We start from the raw sequence: 15,936 nt of genomic DNA, 5'->3' as shown, positions 1-15,936 counted from the left end.
CCGCCACCCCACAGCAAGCCTTAATGCGACTGGAGTCGACTTTGACCGGAGCCGCCCACCTCGAGCAGCCGCCCCACACCCCCACCCCGCGCCCCGGCGGCCGCAGCGCCCGGGTCCGGGCGGACGTGGTCGCGGCCACGCTCGCCGAGGTCACCGAGAAGGGGTACGACGGGCTGACCGTCGAGGCGGTCGCCACCCGCTCCGGCGTCCACAAGGCGACCCTCTACCGCCGCTGGGGCGGGGTGGACGGCCTGGTCGCGGAGGCCCTGACCGCCTCGGCCGACCAGCCCTGGCCGCTGCCCGACACCGGGGACCTCCGGGAGGACCTCCGCCGGATCACCCGGGAGGTGTTCGACGTCTTCACCGACCCCGAACTCGGCCCCACTCCCACCGCGTTGATCTCCGCAGCCCAGCGCTCCGACGTCGGCGCCGCCGCCCTGCGCGCCTTCTTCGCGGCCCGCCACCGCCAGGCCGCCGAGGTGGCCGAACGGGCCGCCGCCCGGGGCGAGTTGCCCGCCAGGACGGACGGTGCCGAGGTGGTCCGGGCGGCCACCGCCCCGCTCTACTACCGGCTGTTCGTCACCGGCGAGCCACTGGACGCCCGCACCGCCGAACGGGCCGCCGACGCCGCCGCCCTGGCCGCCCGCGCCGGGTTGTTCACCACCACCCCGGCCGACCCGGAAGGCAACTGACGCACAATCGGCACATCGCGTCCGAACCGGCCCCGCCCGTCCCGCCCCCTACCGGAGACCCACCCCGCCGTGGATGATGCCTCCATGACAAGCATGCCGTCCACCACCCCACGGAAGGCCCGTCACGTGAAGCGCAAGCACTGGGCGCTGGTCGCCGCCGCCACCGTCCTCCCGCTCGCGGCGAGCACCGGCACCGCCGTCGCCGCTCCCGCGGACGCCACCCCCGCCCCGGGCGCGACCTGCACCTACACACCCGCCGTGCCGGCCGACAACTTCAAGGGCATCCCGGTCTTCGACGCCAAGAAGGCGTCCCAGCCCTACCACGCGACGCTGCGGACCAGCCAGGGCCCCATCACCTTCGAGGCGCTGACCGACAAGGCACCCTGCACCACCTTCTCGTTCCGCTTCCTCGCCGAGCACGACTACTTCGACCGCACCCACTGCCACCGCCTCACCACCCAGCGGATCTACGTCCTGCAGTGCGGCGACCCGACCGGCACCGGCAGCGGCGGCCCCGGCTACTCCTTCCCGGACGAGAACCTCAGTGGCGCCACCTACCCGGCCGGCACCGTGGCCATGGCCAACGCCGGCCCGAACACCAACGGCAGCCAGTTCTTCTTCGTCTGGAAGGACACCAAGCTCTCCCCCGCCTACACCCCGTTCGGCCGGATCACCTCGGGTCTGGACGTCCTGCAGAAGATCGCCGCCGCCGGCGAGGACGACCAGAACAACCCGGGCGACGGCTTCCCCAACGTCCCGGTGAACATCCGCCATGTGAAGATCAGCAAGCGCTGAGCCCGGCGTCGCACCGCTCCCGTACGGTGGCAGTACCGACCACACCGCAGGGGAGCAGCGCCGCATGGACAGCCGGATCTGGGAGAGCGTCGACCACCTGGTCGCGTGGCTGGACGAGCACAGCACGCAGTCGCCGCAGGAGGAACGCCTGCTGCGGCTGCTCAAGCTCTCCGAGGAGGTCGGCGAGGTCGGCGCGGCGGTGATCGGCGCCACCGGCCAGAACCCGCGCAAGGGCGTCACCCACACCTGGGAGGACGTCCAGCACGAGCTCTGCGACGTCGTCTTCAGCGCCCTGGTCGCCCTGCGGACGCTCACCCCGGACGCGGCCCGGGTGTTCGCCGAGCGCCTCGCCTACGTCGAGCAGCGCTCCGCCGCCTCCCGCGACACCCTGGGGGCGGGGGACGCTGCGGCGGCGGGGGTTGCAGAGGCAACGGCACCGGACCCTCGCCAAGCACAGGACGCGCGCTAGGCGCCGAACCCGCGCTAGCTGCAGAGGCAACGGCACCGGACCCGCGTCAGGCGTTGGGCGCGACCCGGGTCAGGCCGTTGATCACGCGGTCCATCGCGTCGCCGCCCTGCGGGTCGGTGAGGTTGGCGAGCAGCTTGAGGGTGAAGCGCATCAGCAGCGGCCGGGGCAGCCCGTGCTGGGCGGCCAGCTGCATCACCTTGGGGTTGCCGATGAGCTTCACGAAGGCGCGGCCCAGCGTGTAGTAACCGCCGTACACGTCCTTGAGGATGCGCGGGTAGGCCTGCAGGGCCCGCTCCCGGCCGCCGACGGTGACCCGGGCCAGGGCCTGGGTGATGACCCCTGCGGCGATCTGACCGGATTCCATCGCGTAGGCGATGCCCTCGCCGTTGAACGGGTTGACCATGCCGCCCGCGTCACCGACCAGCAGCAGGGCACGGGTGTAGTGCGGCTGCCGGTTGAAGGCCATCGGCAGCGCGGCGCCGCGGATCGGGTCGGTCATGTTCTCGGGGGTGTAGCCCCACTCCTCCGGCATGCTCGCGCACCAGGCCTTGAGCACCTCGCGCCAGTCCAGCTCGCCGAACGCGGAGGAGGAGTTGAGGATGCCGAGGCCGACGTTGGATGTGCCGTCGCCCATGCCGAAGACCCAGCCGTAGCCGGGCAGCAGCTTGCGCTGGCCGCCGCGGGTGTCCCACAGCTCCAGCCAGGACTCCAGGTAGTCGTCGTTGTGGCGCGGCGAGTTGAAGTAGGTGCGGTAGGCGACGCCCATCGGGCGGTCCTCGCGCCGGTGCAGGCCCATGGCCAGCGAGAGCCGGGTGGAGTTGCCGTCGGCCGCGACCACCAGCGGGGCGCGGAAGGTGACCGGCCGCTTCTCGTCGCCGAGCTTGGCGGTGACGCCGACGATGCGGCCGGTGCGGTCGTCCAGGACCGGCCCGCTGACGTTGCAGCGTTCGTAGAGCCGGGCGCCGGCCTTCTCGGCCTGACGGGCCAGCAGCTCGTCGAAGTCGGCGCGCTTGCGGACCAGGCCGTAGTCCGGGAACGAGGACAGCTCGGGCCAGTCCAGCTCCAGCCGGACGCCGCCGCCGATGATGCGCAGGCCCTTGTTGTGCAGCCAGCCGTTCTCGGTGGAGACGTCGATGCCCATGTCCACCAGCTGCTTGGTGGCGCGCGGGGTCAGGCCGTCGCCGCAGACCTTCTCGCGCGGGAAGGCGGTCTTCTCCAGCAGCAGCACGTCCAGCCCGGCCTGGGCCAGGTAGTACGCGGTGGTGGAGCCGGCCGGGCCCGCGCCGACCACGATGACGTCGGCGGTGCTCTCGACCGTGCTGTCCGGCTTCGTCAGATCGGCTGCGGTCTCGGACACGTGGACACACTCCTGGAGCTGCGGCGGGGGGAACGGCGGCTTTTGTCTCCGGCAGTCTAGTTCCGCTCACACCGCCGGAGACCCCTGCGCCCTGCCGCACCCGCTACGAGAGCTTGTAGCCCCGGTGCAGCGCCACGACCCCGCCGGTGAGGTTGCGCCAGGCCACCTTCGACCAGCCGCTCTCCTGCAGCTTCGCGGCCAGTGCGGGCTGGTCCGGCCAGCCCCGGATGGACTCGGCGAGGTAGACGTACGCGTCCGGGTTGCTGCTGACGGCGGTCGCCACCGGCGGCAGCGCACGCATCAGGTACTCGGTGTAGACCGTACGGAACGGCGTCCAGGTCGGCGTGGAGAACTCGCAGATCACCAGCTTGCCGCCGGGCTTGGTGACCCGGTGCATCTCGCGCAGCGCCGCCACGGTCTCCTGGACGTTGCGCAGCGCGAAGGAGATCGTCACCGAGTCGAAGGTGTCGTCCGCGAACGGCAGCCGGGTGGCGTCGCCGGCGGTGAGCGGCAGCTCGGGGTGGCGGCGCTTGCCCTCGGCGAGCATGCCGACCGAGAAGTCGCACGGGACGACCTTGGCCCCGGCCTCGGCGAAGGGCAGCGAGGAGGTGCCGGTGCCGGCCCCGAGGTCGAGCACGAGGTCCCCCGGTCCGGCGGCCACCGCCTCGGCCACCGCCCGGCGCCAGGCGCGGGCCTGGCCGAGGGAGATCACGTCGTTGGTGAGGTCGTACTTGGCCGCGACGTCGTCGAACATGGCGGCGACTTCGTGCGGCTGCTTGTCCAGAGAGGCTCGGGTCACGAGCCCATTCTTCACCCTGGAACGGACCCGCCGACCAACGGGGCACACCGGGCGCCGTCCAGCGGCGTCAGTGTGACCCGCGCCGCCCGCCCGCGCGCCGCCGGCGCCGGGAGCGCTTGCCGTGGGTAATCGCGGGCATCCCCTCGGCCAGCGCCTCGGTGGCCAGCGCGAGGTTGGCGGCGAGCTTTCCCTGCCCTGCGCGGACCGCGACGGCCCGCCGGTGCCGCCGGATGCGCAGCACGCAGATCGCGAAGAGCACCACGGCCACCGGCACGCTGAACCGGGCCAGCCCCACGCCGACCGGCTGGGGGTAGGTGTCGCCACAGATCCGCACCGCGCCCGGGTCGTCGGCCGCGTGCTCCAGGCAGACCGGGTCACCGAGCTTGGTGCCGTCGGCCAGCGGCAGCGCGGCAGCGGTGTGCGGCTGGCCGCTCACCTTGTAGCTGACGGCGCTGTACGTGCCGCCGCCGGTCGGCAGCTGGGTGACGACGCCCTCGACTCTCACCGGGTGGGCCCCGATCCGGTCGGCCTGGTCGGCCTGGCGCCAACCGAGCAGGCACATGCCGACGGCCAGCACGGCGCTGAGCACGGCGGCGAGGTACCAACCACGGCCCAACCGCGGGGTGCGCGGTGGGGGGACGGTCGCGGTTCGCATGGTTCCTGTCCTGGCTTGCCTCCGGGGCCTTGGGACACGGCCCCGCCACCCGCGGGCACGGGCGGTGGTGTGGTGAGGGTACGGAGTGAGCTGTCCGGGATCGTATCCGCTGGCGGGCCCTCAGGTCACGGTGAAGGGGCAATCACCCCCCGGGGTGGGCATGGGAGTTCGGGTGCATACGAAGGAAGTCCCGTGCGCCGCAAGGCAATCCGGCCACTGACGAGTACGTCACACCGGCCCGCATCCGCCGAGGGCGTCAGCGCCGCCGGTACACCAACCGCCCGCCCAGCACGGTCGCCAGACATCCGCCCGGCAGCAGCCCGGAGTTCCCCTCGGTTTCAACCGCGAACACCGCGAAGTCCGCCCGCCCCCCGGCCGCCACCCTCCCGTGCGCGGCCCGCGCGAGCGGCACCACCGCCCGCGGGTCCAGCGGCCCCGCCTCGGGCTCCGCCGGCCCCGGCAGCGCGACAAGCCCCGAACGCGCCACCGCCGTCCGCACCGAGGCCCGCTGGAAGGGCCCGGCCACCGCCGTCACCCCGAAGCCGAGCATCCGCTGCAGCCCGCGCCGGGCACTCGCCCCGCACCGGGTCTCGTCGGCGCAGCCCACCAGTTCGTCCACGAGCGGCTCGACGCCGATCCCCTCCCGCGGATCCGGGTGGTAGTCCCGCTCCAACGCCCGTTGCCCGTACGGGTTGCGCAGCCCGGGCGTGAGCACGGCCGCGCCCCAGTCCCGGACCCGGGCCGCCGGGTGCGCCGCCGCCAGTTCCGGGTACGGCCCGACGGCCTCGACCCGCTCGCCGCGCACCACCACCGCCCCGTCGGCGAAGGACGGGGCGGTGGGATCGGCCGGATCGGGCAGCACGAGGGCCGCCCGGTGCAGGGTCAGCACCGGTGCGGACTCAGTTGTCCAGGATCTTCAGCTCGGGGTGCGCGGTGCCGCCCTCGATCGCCGTGGAGGCGATGTGCGAGGCGACCCGCGGGTCGACCGGGTCGTTCGCCGGGTCGTCCAGCACCCGCAGGTGCTCGTACGTGGTCGAGCGCTGCGCCGGGACGCGGTCGGCGGCCCGGATCAGGTGGATCAGCTCGGTGAGGTTGGAGCGGTGCCTGGCACCGGCCGCCGAGACGACGTTCTCCTCCAGCATGACCGAGCCGAGGTCGTCCGCACCGTAGTGCAGTGACAGCTGGCCCGCCTCCTTGCCGGTGGTGAGCCAGGAGCCCTGGATGTGGGCGACGTTGTCGAGGAACAGGCGGGCGATCGCGATCATCCGCAGGTACTCGAAGACGGTGGCCTGGGTCGAGCCCTTCAGGTGGTTGTTCTGCGGCTGGTAGGTGTACGGGATGAAGGCCCGGAAACCGCCGGTGCGGTCCTGCACGTCGCGGATCATCCGCAGGTGCTCGATCCGCTCGGCGTTGGTCTCGCCGGTACCCATCAGCATGGTGGAGGTGGACTCCACGCCGAGGCCGTGGGAGATCTCCATGATCTCCAGCCAGCGCTCGCCCGACTCCTTCAGCGGGGCGATCGCCTTGCGCGGCCGCTCCGGCAGCAGCTCGGCGCCGGCGCCGGCGAAGGAGTCCAGGCCGGCCCTGTGGATCCGGGTGATGGCCTCCTCGACGGAGACGCCCGAGATCCGGGACATGTGCTCGACCTCGGAGGCGCCCAGCGAGTGGATCACCAGCTGCGGGAACTCGGCCTTGATCGCCGAGAACGCGCGCTCGTAGTACTCCACGCCGTAGTCCGGGTGGTGGCCGCCCTGGAACATGATCTGGGTGCCGCCCAGCTCGACCGTCTCGGCACAGCGGCGCAGGATCTCGTCGAGCTCGCGGGACCAGCCCTTGTCGCTCTTCGGCGGCACGTAGAAGGCGCAGAACTTGCACGCCGTCACGCAGACGTTGGTGTAGTTGATGTTGCGCTCGATGATGTACGTCGCGATGTGCTCGGTACCGGCGTAGCGACGGCGGCGCACGGCGTCGGCAGCGGAGCCGAGCGCGTGCAGCGGCGCCGAGCGGTAGAGCTCCAGCGCCTCGTCCGGAGTGATCCGTCCGCCGGCGGCGGCCCGGTCGAGCACGGCCTGCAGGTCGGTGCTGGACGCATCGAGGGTGGTCGCTGCGAGCTCGGTCACCTGGCGGCCTTCTCTCTCTCAAGTGCTACTCGGGTACGGCCGAACCAGCCTACGCCAGGCCTTTCGGGCGCCCTCAGCCCGCCGCCCCGTTCACCTTGTGCATCGTCCCGACCGGGTTCCCGGCCGCCGGATCGGCGGAGCTGAACTTGATCGTTCCGTCGGCCTGCAGGGTGAGCGTCTCCGCGAAGGCACCGCCGGTACAGGCGCCGGGGATCGAGGAGTGCACCAGCCGGGACTGGAACACCAGCTTGGTGTCGGACACCGACTTGAGCGTCCAGGCGCCCTCGCAGCTGATCGAGATCAGGCCGGAGAGGCCGTTGCGGCTGGTGGTGCTCTCCTGCCCGATCGCGGCCGGGCGGACGGTGAGCGTGGTGGTGCCGCCGGGCAGGCCCTTGTCGGTGACCATGTCTCCGCTCCAGGTGCCCAGGAACGCGGCCGGCACCGCGTTCGGCCCGCCCGTCGCGGGCGCCGAGGGCGGCGCGGAGGCGGAGGCGGAGGCAGACGCCGACGGGGTGTCCGTGCCGCCCGGCACGAAGGCTCCGGGCGAGGCGATGGCGTCACTCGGGTCGACGGACGGAACCGCTGCCGGCCGTACCGCCGGCACCACCGGATCGTCGCGGTGCAGCCGCTCGTACAGCCCGTACCCCACGCCCCCGAGCACCGCAGCCGTCAGCACCGCCACCGCCGCGAGCCCCGCCCGCCGCCGCCACCACGGCTTGGCGGGCGTCATGGCCTGCCCGAACCCCCCTGGCGGGTGGTAGCACGGGGGCGTGGTCGGAGTCGGCACCGCCTCGGCCCCGTCCTCGCCCTCCGTCTCAGCAGCCGCCTCCGCCTCCCCCAGCTCTCCCGGTTCCTCCGGCTCCCCCTCCAGGTTCAGCAGCTCCACCGCGCTGCGCCCCACCCCCGCCGCCAGCGCGGGCGGCAGGAAGCCCCACAGCCGGGCGGTTCCCAGGCCGTCCGGGTCCAACCGGGCCGCCAGCTGCTGCGGGGTGGGCCGGGCGGCCGGATCCTTGGCCAGGCAGTCGAGGACGATCGCCCGCAGCGGCTCGGCCAGCCCGGAGACGTCCGGCTCCTCGTGCAGCACCCGGTAGAGCAGGACGGCCGCGCTGACCCCCTCGCCGAAGGGATGTACGCCGGTGGCGGCGAAGGCCAGCACGGCGCCGAGGGAGAAGACGTCCCCGGCCGGTCCGACCGGCTGCCCGTTCGCCTGTTCGGGCGCCATGAAGCCCGGCGAGCCGACCACATAGCCCGAACGAGTGAAACCGCTGGTCGCGTCCAGCGCCCGGGCGATCCCGAAGTCGATCAGCCGCGGCCCGTCCAGGGTCAGCAGCACATTGGACGGCTTGACGTCGCGGTGCACCAGGCCGAGCCCGTGCACATGGGTGAGCGCCTCGGCGAGCCCGACCCCGAGCGCGCGGACGGCCGTCTCGGGCAGCGGCCCGTACTCCTGGACGGCGACGGTGAGCGCGGGGCCCGCCACGTAGCCGGTGGCGACCCAGGGCTGCCCGCCCTCGGTGTCGGCGTCCAGCACGGGCGCCGTCCAGCTGCCGCCGACCCGCCGGGCGGCCGCCACCTCCTGCCGGAACCGGGCGCGGAACTCGGCGTCGTCCGCCAGCTCCGGGCGCACCACCTTGACGGCGACGGTGCGCCCGCCGGCCGTCCGGCCGAGGTAGACCCGGCCCATCCCACCCGAACCGAGCCGCCGCAGCAGCCGGTAGGCGCCCACCTGGCGCGGGTCGTCCGACCCCAGTGCCCGCATGCCCCGCACGCTCCCCTCGCACTCGCACGCGCGGCCCCCGGGCGGGTGCCCGGCCGCGTACGCCGCTTCCGGGGCGCCTCCCGCGGGGCCACCCGCCGGACGCGCCTCGGGAGCAGACCGTACCGGGCCGGGCCGACTCCCGGGGCCCTGGGCCTACTGACCGGCGGGCAGCGCCACCGGCTCCAGCAGCCGCACCGCCACGTCCGACGCGAACCCGCTGTCGTGCGCGACCCGCCGGGCGAACTCGGCGACCCCGGCCAGCTGCCGCTCGCCGAGCGAGAAGTCCAGCGCCTCACTGAAGTACCGCTCCAGCACGTCCGGCTCGAAGGCCTCCCAGCGGGCGGCCTGCTCCGCGGCCTTGGCGGCCTCCACCAGCGACAGGTCGCGGGACTCCAGGAAGGCCCGGTGGACGGCCGCGGTCAGCTCGGGGCGGCGCTCGGCGAACTCCCGGCGCACGGCCCAGACCGCGAAGACGAAAGGCAGACCGGTCCACTCCTTCCACATCGCGCCCAGGTCGTGGACGGTCAGCCCGAGGTCGGCGGCCTGCCCGAGGTAGGCGCGCAGCGCCGGGTCGCCGATCAGGACGGCGGCGTCGGCCTCGGCCAGCATCGCGCTGAGGTCCGGCGGGCAGCTGAAGTAGTCGGGGCGCACGCCCTCGCGCTCCTCCAGGAGCAGCCGGGCCAGCCGGACCGAGGTGCGGCTGGTGGAGCCGAGGGCGACCCGGCGGCCGTCGAGGTCGGCGAGCGGCACCTTGCTCACGATCAGGCAGGACATCACCGGGCCGTCGCTGCCGACCGCGATGTCGGGCAGGACCAGCAGGTCGTCGGCGTTGCGCAGGTACTCCACGCAGGTGATCGGCCCGATGTCCAGGGAACCGCCGACGAGCTGGTCGCTCAGCTTCTCCGGGGTGTCCTTGGTGAGGTCGAGATCGAGCAGGTTGCCGGTCCTGGCGAGTCCCCAGTAGAGGGGAACGCAGTTCAGGAACTGAATATGGCCGACCCGCGGCCTGACCGGCGTGTTCTCCTGGGGCTCCCGCGTTTGCGCGTCCGCTGCCACTGCGCCGCTCCCTTGCTGTTCGTGCGCCTCCCCGCAGCGTATGCCCGCAGTTCACGAGGGGTCGCACCGGCCACCCGACACGCGCACGCGCGCCCTCAACAGGCCTTCGCACGCCCGCTCCCAGGCCTCACGACACGCGCCGCCCACACCTCAAGCGACCCCTGGTCGTCACAGCGACCGCATGCTAGCGTTGCCCTCAGTTGCAGTTTGATTCCCCTTGCAGTACTTGAAGCCTGCGGAGCATGTAACCGCGGGCTTTTTGTAGTTTTTCAGCAATATCGAAAAACTTCGGACTCGTCCGGAGGCAGGGCGATCAGCGCAGCGGACCGGGTGCCACGCGGTGTGGCCCCCGACACGCATCGCAAGGAGAACGGCATGGCTCAGGGAACCGTCAAGTGGTTCAACGCTGAGAAGGGCTTCGGATTCATCGCCCAGGATGGCGGCGGCCCCGACGTCTTCGTCCACTACTCCGCCATCAACGCGAACGGCTTCCGTTCGCTGGAGGAGAACCAGGCGGTCACCTTCGACGTCACCCAGGGCCCGAAGGGTCCGCAGGCGGAGAACGTCAGCGCTGTCTGACCATCCTCTGATGTTCTGATCGCTCGGGACCCGTGCGGGTCCGCCGACGGCTCCCGACAGCCGTCACCATGAGCACAAGAGCAGCACCCAAGGGGGCCTGCCCATCGCGGCGGGCCCCCTGCCTTTCCCCCGCGGGAAGAGCACGGCGAAGGGGCCGCCCTGCACCAGGTGGTGCGGGGCGGCCCCTTTCGTACCGCTCGGATCAGGCCGCGGCCGGCGCCTTCGCACCGGCCTGCGCCGGGACGGTGACCGGCTCGTCCAGCAGGTCACCCGTCGGGTGGTTGTAGGCCTCGCGGTCGATGATGCCCTCGCGAGCAGCGACGATGATCGGCGTTACAACTTGACCGGCGACGTTCGTCGCCGTGCGCATCATGTCCAGGATCGGGTCGATGGCGAGCAGCAGGCCGACGCCCTCCAGCGGGAGGCCCAGGGTGGAGAGGGTCAGCGTCAGCATGACGATCGCGCCGGTGAGGCCCGCGGTGGCGGCCGAGCCGACCACCGAGACGAAGGCGATCAGGACGTAGTCCTTGATGCCGGGGTCGATGTTGTAGACCTGGGCGACGAAGATCGCGGCGACCGCCGGGTAGACCGCGGCGCAGCCGTCCATCTTGGTGGTGGCGCCGAACGGGACGGCGAAGGAGGCGTACTCGCTGGGGACGCCGAGGCGCTCGGTGACGCGGCGGGTGACCGGCAGGGTGCCGACCGAGGAGCGCGAGACGAAGGCCAGCTGGATCGCGGGCCAGGCTCCCTTGAAGAAGTGCAGCGGGTTGAGGCCGGCGGCGAAGCGCAGCAGCAGCGAGTAGACGACGAACAGGACCAGCGCGCAGCCGACGTAGATGTCCAGGGTCAGCGTGGCGAAGGGCTTGAGGAGGTCCCAGCCGTACTTGGCGACGGACTTGCCGATCAGGCCGAGGGTACCGAGCGGGGACAGTCGGATGACCCACCACAGGGCGGTCTGGGTCAGCTCCAGCACGGACTCGCTGAGCTTGAGGACCGGCTCGGCCTTGGCGCCGAGCTTGATGATCGCGGCGCCGACCACGACCGCCATGAAGACGATCTGCAGCACGTTCACCTTGGCGAAGGCGTCGACGATGTTGGTCGGGAAGATCCCGGTCAGGAAGTCGATCCAGGTGCCCTTGGAGTCGAGCGCCTTGAGGCCCTCGGTCTTCAGGTTGGTGCCCTGGCCGGGGTTGGTCAGCAGGCCCAGGCCCAGGCCGATGGCGACCGCGATCAGCGAGGTGACCATGAACCAGAGCAGGGTGCGGGTGGCCAGCCGGGCCGCGTTGGTGACGTTTCGCAGGTTGGCGACGCTCACCACGATCGCGGTGAACACCAGCGGCGGGACGGCCAGCTTCAGCAGCTGGACGAAGATCTTGCCGATGGTCTCCAGGGTGGTAGCCAGCCAGGAGATGTCGGCGGCACGGGCCAGGTAACCGAGGCCGACGCCGAGCACGAGGCCGGCGACGATCTGCACCCAGAACGGTGTCTTGCGGATGCGGGCGAGCACGGACGGCGACGAGGTCGCCTCGGGCGCTGTGGACATGGGGGTGCGGCTCCGGGGGAGGGCGTTGCTGACGGGGGGTGCGGGGCGGAGGAGGCGGCACGGCAGGGCCGGGCGGGAGGGGTCACGGACCCCGGTCAGGAGCGTGCCGCCGGAATACAGCTCATGGCGCGACAACGGCGCGGGCTGTCCACAGCACCGGTCAGAGCGCACGGGCGGGCGACGCCGGGCAGCGGGCCCGGGCCGTGCATCCGCAGTGCGTCTGAGGTGGTCACGGCCGACACGTTAGCAGTAAAGATTTGAGATGTTCAAAGTAGTTGTTTGAGATCGAGCGAGGCCCCTGCGCGCCACGAGGGTGAGATCCGGACACGAACGAGGCTGATGCCCCATCAGATTTGCCTCCCGATCAGATTGACCGACCGGAAGTTATACGTATAACCTTGCCGACGCCCCCGCCCTCCCCTGCCCGGACGGAGAAGAACACCGATGGGCTACCTCGCCCTGCTTCGCGCCCCGCACGTCACCCGACTCCTGCTCGGCACCCTGCTCGGCCGCATGCCCGCCGGTATGACCGCCCTGGTCATCGCCCTCGCCCTGCGCGACGCCGGAGTCCCGTACAGCCGGATCGGACTGGCCACCGCCGCCTACGCGATCTCCGCCGCCGTCGGCGGACCGGTCCTCGGACGGATCGTGGACCGCACCGGACAGCCCCGCGTCCTGCTCGTCTCCGCCGTGGTGGCCGGCGGCGGGTACGCGCTGCTCGCCGTCGACCCCGGCTCCCCGGCCGCCGCGCCGCTCGGCGCCGCGATCGCCGGTCTCGCCATGCCCCCGCTGGAGCCCTGCCTGCGCTCGCTCTGGCCGGACGTGGTCGAGGAGGAGCACCTCGACACCGCGTACGCCTTCGACTCCGCCTCCCAGCAGATCCTCTACGTCGCCGGACCGCTGGCCGTCGCCGGGATCGCCGGCCTGTTCAGCCCGGTCGCCGCGCTCTGGGTGGCCGCCGGACTCGGGCTGGCCGGCGCGCTGGTCGTGGCCACCGCCGGACCGGCCCGGGCCTGGCGCGCCCCCGCCCGCGAGCAGTCCGCCGGACTGCTCGGACCGCTGCGCTCCCCCGGCCTGGTGCTGCTGCTGATCGGACTGGCCGGCGCCGGCTGGGCCGTCGGGGCCCAGAACGTACTGTTCATCGCCTATGCCGAACGGCACGCCGGCGAACTGCCGGGCGGCGGCGGCACCCTGCTGGCACTGGCCGCCCTCGGCGGCCTGCTCGGCGCGCTGGCCTACGGCATGGTCAACTGGCGGCAGACCACCGCGACCCGCACCTGGGTGATGGCCCTCGCGATGGCCGCCTCCTACCTGCCGCTGGTGACGCTGCCCGGCCCGTACCCGATGGCCGCGCTCGCCTTCCTGTCCGGGATCGTGCTCGCCCCGCTGCTGGCGGCCGCCTTCGTCCTGATCGCCGAACTCGCGCCGACCGGCACGGTCACCGAGGCCTTCGCCTGGCTGGTGACCCTGTTCGCCACCGGCAACTCGCTCGGCTACGCCGTCTCCGGCCACCTCGCCGAGGGCTCCCTCCGCTCGGTGGCCCTCTGCGCGGCCGGCGGCATCGCCCTCGGCGGCCTGCTGCTGTTCGGCGCCCGGGGCTGGTTCCGCACCGCGCCGGTCGCGGCGCCCGCCCAGCCCGTCCCGGTGGGCTGACCCACCCCCACGGACGACTGCGCCCGCCGGGGGTCTGACCGGTGGGCGCGGTCTTTTCACCCACCTACTGCGATCGGCTGTGGCGGCCCCGACGGCCCCGGGCGATCACGGCGAACAGCACAGGCCGAAGGCCGCGGCCGGTCGGGCCGCTCCGGGGCAGGCGTGGGGGTCGCGGGCGGGACGTCCGCATGGCGGAAGCTCACCGTCCGGTGATCTGACCCTGCCCACGGCACGAGAGGGAATGGCCCACATTCACCCGATCGGAACAACGCGAAGGGGGCACTCGACGCCGTGTCAGGAGACGGCGGGCGCCGGGGCGGTCGAGGAGCGCAGCACCAGTGAGGTGGCCAGCGGGGCGACCGGCTCCGCCCGCTCCCCGCGCAGCAGTCCGGCCAGCGCGGCCGCACCCACCCGGCCCAGCTCCTCTCCGGGCAGGTCGACGGTGGTCAGCGGCGGGGCGAGCAGTCCGGCCACCGCGACGTTGTCCATCCCGACCACGGACAGGTCGTCCGGCACCCGCAACCCCCGCTCGACGGCGGCCTGGTAGACCCCGGAGGCGACCACGTCGTCGTCGCAGATCACCGCGCGCGGACGGTCCGCCCGCTCCAGCAGCCGACTCGCCACGCTCCGCGCGGCGGTGTGACCCTCGTTCAGGCTGACACCCAACTCCACGACGTCCAGGCCGAGTTCGCGCACCGCCTGCTCGAAGGCGGCCTGCCGGACCCGGAAGGTGTACGCGGCGTGGGTGGAGCGCAGGCGCCCGATCCGGCGGTGGCCGAGCGCGGCCAGGTGCTCGACGGCCGCGCGCATCCCTCCGGCCACGTCGAGCTCGACGGTCGGGCGCGCCCGGTCGGTGCCGGGGTCGGCGTCGAGGTAGACGGCGGGGGTGTCGGCGGGCAGCTCGCCGAGCTGACTGTCGTCCGGGGAGCAGATCAGCAGGCCGTCGAAGCGGCCGGCGGTGGCGGCCTCGGCGAGGGTGGCGCTGCCCCAGCCGGAGCTGACCACGACCGCCAGGCCGTGCCGGCCGGCCTCGCGGTGAACGCCCTCCAGCACCCGGCCGAAGAACGGGCCCTGCAGGTTGGGAACCGCCAGCATGATCATCCCGCTGCGGCCCAGCCGCAGCTGCCGGCCGGCCGCCTGCGGGCGGTAGCCGAGACTGCGGGCGGCCTCCCGGACCCGCTCCCGGGTGGCCTCGGAGACCCGGCGGCCGGCCTCGGCACCGGAGAAGACCAGTGAAACGGTGGCCTGGGAGACCCCGGCGAGCCGGGCCACGTCCCGCCCGGTGGGCCGGCGCACGGGGGCCGGCCAGGTCCCGGCCTCGCTCCCGGCGGGCCGGTCGGCGTCGGCGGGCCGGTCGGCGGAGGCTCGGGGATCGGCGGGCACGGCGGGCTGCGGTCTCAGGGGTGGGCCGGGGTCAGTTCTGACCGGCGGTGGCCGAGCGGGCGGCGTCGTCCGCCGCGTCCTCCTCGGCGTTCTGCGCGGCGATCCGCTCGGCGGTACGGCTGCGCAGCCCGGCGACCTTGGTGGTGATCTGGGTCGACATCTCGTCGCGCTGCCTGCTCAGCAGCACGTAGCTGAGCGGCGCGGAGGCGATCGCGGCCAGCAGGAACAGGAAGATCACCCCGGCCTCGCCGCTGACCGGGATGATCCCGAAGTGCCCGAGCAGCAGGGCCACCAGCAGGCAGCCCAGGAAGATGCTGACCCGCATGGAGGTGTAGCGGAGCGTGGCGTGCGACTTCTGCGGGCCGTTGCTGCTCACTGGGACACGTCCTTCTGGTTTCGGGCCGGGGCGGGTCTTCCAGTCAAGCATGCCTGACGGCCGGCGCGGGGCAGGGGTCTCCCGTCCCCGGCCGTCGCGCCCATCCGGGGCCGGATCAGCTCAGGTCGATCCACATGGTGATGTCGTCGCGGTCGTCCCCGGGGGCGACCCGGATCGCGGCCGGCACCCGGCCGACCTCGCGGTAGCCGCTGCGGGCGTAGAAGCGCTCCAGGCCCTGGCCGCCCCGCGCGGTCAACCGCAGCGAATCCAGGCCCCACTCCCGAGCGACCCGCTCGGCCTCGGCGAGCAGCTGCGTCCCGTAGCCGAGGCCCTGGAAGTCGGGGTGCACCATGACCCGCTTGAGCATCCGCCAGTGCTCCATCGGCTCGAAGCGCATCGACTCGAAGAACAGCACCCCGACCAGCCGGCCGGTCGCGTCCTCGTGCGCGACCAGCAGCCGGTCGGGGCCGTCCGGGGCGACCCCGGCGAACTGGCGGTCGGCGGTGTCCCACACCTCGTCCTCGGTGACCGGCGCCACGAAACCGACCGCGCCGCCGGCGTTGGTCACGTCCGTCCACAGCCGTACGACGGCGATGCGCAGATCGGGATCGAGCTTCGGGTCCAGGGTGAAGGTGAGCGCCATGACACAGAGCCTAGAACTCCACCCGGACACCCCCGAGTAGAGGCCTCCGGGGTCAGG

Annotated in this window: 16 protein-coding genes; 5 read left to right on the top strand and 11 right to left on the bottom strand. The window is 72.9% G+C overall.

Going from position 1 to position 15,936, the window contains the following annotated elements; all coding sequences use genetic code 11:
* Window positions 1-41: 41 nt before the first annotated feature.
* The 3 genes from ACWC9T_RS21760 (at window position 42) to ACWC9T_RS21750 (ending at window position 1,956) form a co-directional block, all read left to right on the top strand.
* Window positions 42-692: a TetR/AcrR family transcriptional regulator gene (locus ACWC9T_RS21760; RefSeq protein ID WP_449822686.1), complete on the top strand. Its 651-nt coding sequence runs from the start codon at window positions 42-44 to the stop codon at window positions 690-692.
* An 84-nt stretch (window positions 693-776) separates the two neighbouring features.
* Complete coding sequence (locus ACWC9T_RS21755; protein ID WP_449822685.1) at window positions 777-1,487, top strand: peptidylprolyl isomerase; 711 nt, start codon at window positions 777-779, stop codon at window positions 1,485-1,487.
* Window positions 1,488-1,551: 64 nt separating this feature from the next.
* Entirely contained in the window at window positions 1,552-1,956 is a 405-nt protein-coding gene (locus ACWC9T_RS21750) for a MazG-like family protein (protein WP_449822684.1), read from the top strand.
* A 46-nt stretch (window positions 1,957-2,002) separates the two neighbouring features.
* Here ACWC9T_RS21750 and ACWC9T_RS21745 read toward each other — a convergent pair whose 3' ends face one another.
* The 7 genes from ACWC9T_RS21745 to ACWC9T_RS21715 all read right to left on the bottom strand — a co-directional run bounded on the left by ACWC9T_RS21745 (window position 2,003) and on the right by ACWC9T_RS21715 (window position 9,702).
* On the bottom strand, window positions 2,003-3,292 hold the full coding sequence (locus ACWC9T_RS21745; protein ID WP_449822711.1) for a geranylgeranyl reductase family protein: 1,290 nt from the start codon (window positions 3,290-3,292) through the stop codon (window positions 2,003-2,005).
* Window positions 3,293-3,416: 124 nt separating this feature from the next.
* The gene (locus ACWC9T_RS21740; RefSeq protein WP_449822683.1) at window positions 3,417-4,112 is read right to left on the bottom strand and encodes a demethylmenaquinone methyltransferase; all 696 of its coding nucleotides are present in this window, start codon (window positions 4,110-4,112) and stop codon (window positions 3,417-3,419) included.
* 67 nt (window positions 4,113-4,179) lie between these two features.
* Window positions 4,180-4,767 carry a hypothetical protein gene (locus ACWC9T_RS21735; RefSeq protein ID WP_449822682.1) on the bottom strand — a complete coding sequence of 196 codons (588 nt, stop codon included), beginning with the start codon at window positions 4,765-4,767 and terminating at the stop codon, window positions 4,180-4,182.
* A 256-nt stretch (window positions 4,768-5,023) separates the two neighbouring features.
* Window positions 5,024-5,656 (bottom strand): amidohydrolase family protein, encoded by a 633-nt coding sequence (locus ACWC9T_RS21730; protein ID WP_449822681.1) that lies wholly within the window; start codon window positions 5,654-5,656, stop codon window positions 5,024-5,026.
* A 10-nt stretch (window positions 5,657-5,666) separates the two neighbouring features.
* Window positions 5,667-6,887 carry a cyclic dehypoxanthinyl futalosine synthase gene (gene mqnC / locus ACWC9T_RS21725; protein WP_449822680.1) on the bottom strand — a complete coding sequence of 407 codons (1,221 nt, stop codon included), beginning with the start codon at window positions 6,885-6,887 and terminating at the stop codon, window positions 5,667-5,669.
* 73 nt (window positions 6,888-6,960) lie between these two features.
* Complete coding sequence (locus ACWC9T_RS21720) at window positions 6,961-8,646, bottom strand: serine/threonine-protein kinase (RefSeq protein ID WP_449822679.1); 1,686 nt, start codon at window positions 8,644-8,646, stop codon at window positions 6,961-6,963.
* A 153-nt stretch (window positions 8,647-8,799) separates the two neighbouring features.
* Window positions 8,800-9,702, bottom strand: coding sequence for a menaquinone biosynthetic enzyme MqnA/MqnD family protein (locus tag ACWC9T_RS21715; protein ID WP_449822678.1), 903 nt, complete (start codon window positions 9,700-9,702; stop codon window positions 8,800-8,802).
* 375 nt (window positions 9,703-10,077) lie between these two features.
* On the opposite strand from ACWC9T_RS21715, the gene ACWC9T_RS21710 reads away from it, so the two are divergent.
* The gene (locus ACWC9T_RS21710) at window positions 10,078-10,281 is read left to right on the top strand and encodes a cold-shock protein (protein ID WP_355670162.1); all 204 of its coding nucleotides are present in this window, start codon (window positions 10,078-10,080) and stop codon (window positions 10,279-10,281) included.
* Window positions 10,282-10,483: 202 nt separating this feature from the next.
* Here ACWC9T_RS21710 and ACWC9T_RS21705 read toward each other — a convergent pair whose 3' ends face one another.
* A complete protein-coding gene (locus tag ACWC9T_RS21705) occupies window positions 10,484-11,824 on the bottom strand; it encodes a dicarboxylate/amino acid:cation symporter (RefSeq protein WP_449822677.1) in 1,341 nt (446 codons plus the stop codon).
* A gap of 444 nt (window positions 11,825-12,268) precedes the next feature.
* Between ACWC9T_RS21705 and ACWC9T_RS21700 the strand changes: the two genes are divergently transcribed.
* Window positions 12,269-13,477: an MFS transporter gene (locus tag ACWC9T_RS21700; RefSeq protein ID WP_449822676.1), complete on the top strand. Its 1,209-nt coding sequence runs from the start codon at window positions 12,269-12,271 to the stop codon at window positions 13,475-13,477.
* A gap of 294 nt (window positions 13,478-13,771) precedes the next feature.
* Here the strand turns inward: ACWC9T_RS21700 and ACWC9T_RS21695 are convergent, their stop codons facing one another.
* The 3 genes from ACWC9T_RS21695 to ACWC9T_RS21685 all read right to left on the bottom strand — a co-directional run bounded on the left by ACWC9T_RS21695 (window position 13,772) and on the right by ACWC9T_RS21685 (window position 15,879).
* Window positions 13,772-14,860: a LacI family DNA-binding transcriptional regulator gene (locus ACWC9T_RS21695; protein WP_449822675.1), complete on the bottom strand. Its 1,089-nt coding sequence runs from the start codon at window positions 14,858-14,860 to the stop codon at window positions 13,772-13,774.
* Window positions 14,861-14,891: 31 nt separating this feature from the next.
* Window positions 14,892-15,236 carry a DUF4229 domain-containing protein gene (locus ACWC9T_RS21690; protein WP_449822674.1) on the bottom strand — a complete coding sequence of 115 codons (345 nt, stop codon included), beginning with the start codon at window positions 15,234-15,236 and terminating at the stop codon, window positions 14,892-14,894.
* Between the two features lie 115 nt (window positions 15,237-15,351).
* On the bottom strand, window positions 15,352-15,879 hold the full coding sequence (locus ACWC9T_RS21685; RefSeq protein ID WP_449822673.1) for an N-acetyltransferase family protein: 528 nt from the start codon (window positions 15,877-15,879) through the stop codon (window positions 15,352-15,354).
* Window positions 15,880-15,936: the final 57 nt, after the last annotated feature.

Source organism: Kitasatospora sp. NPDC001159 (genome assembly GCF_053598235.1).
Note: the sequence above shows the minus strand (reverse complement) of the source record. Positions and strands in the feature narration are given on the sequence as shown.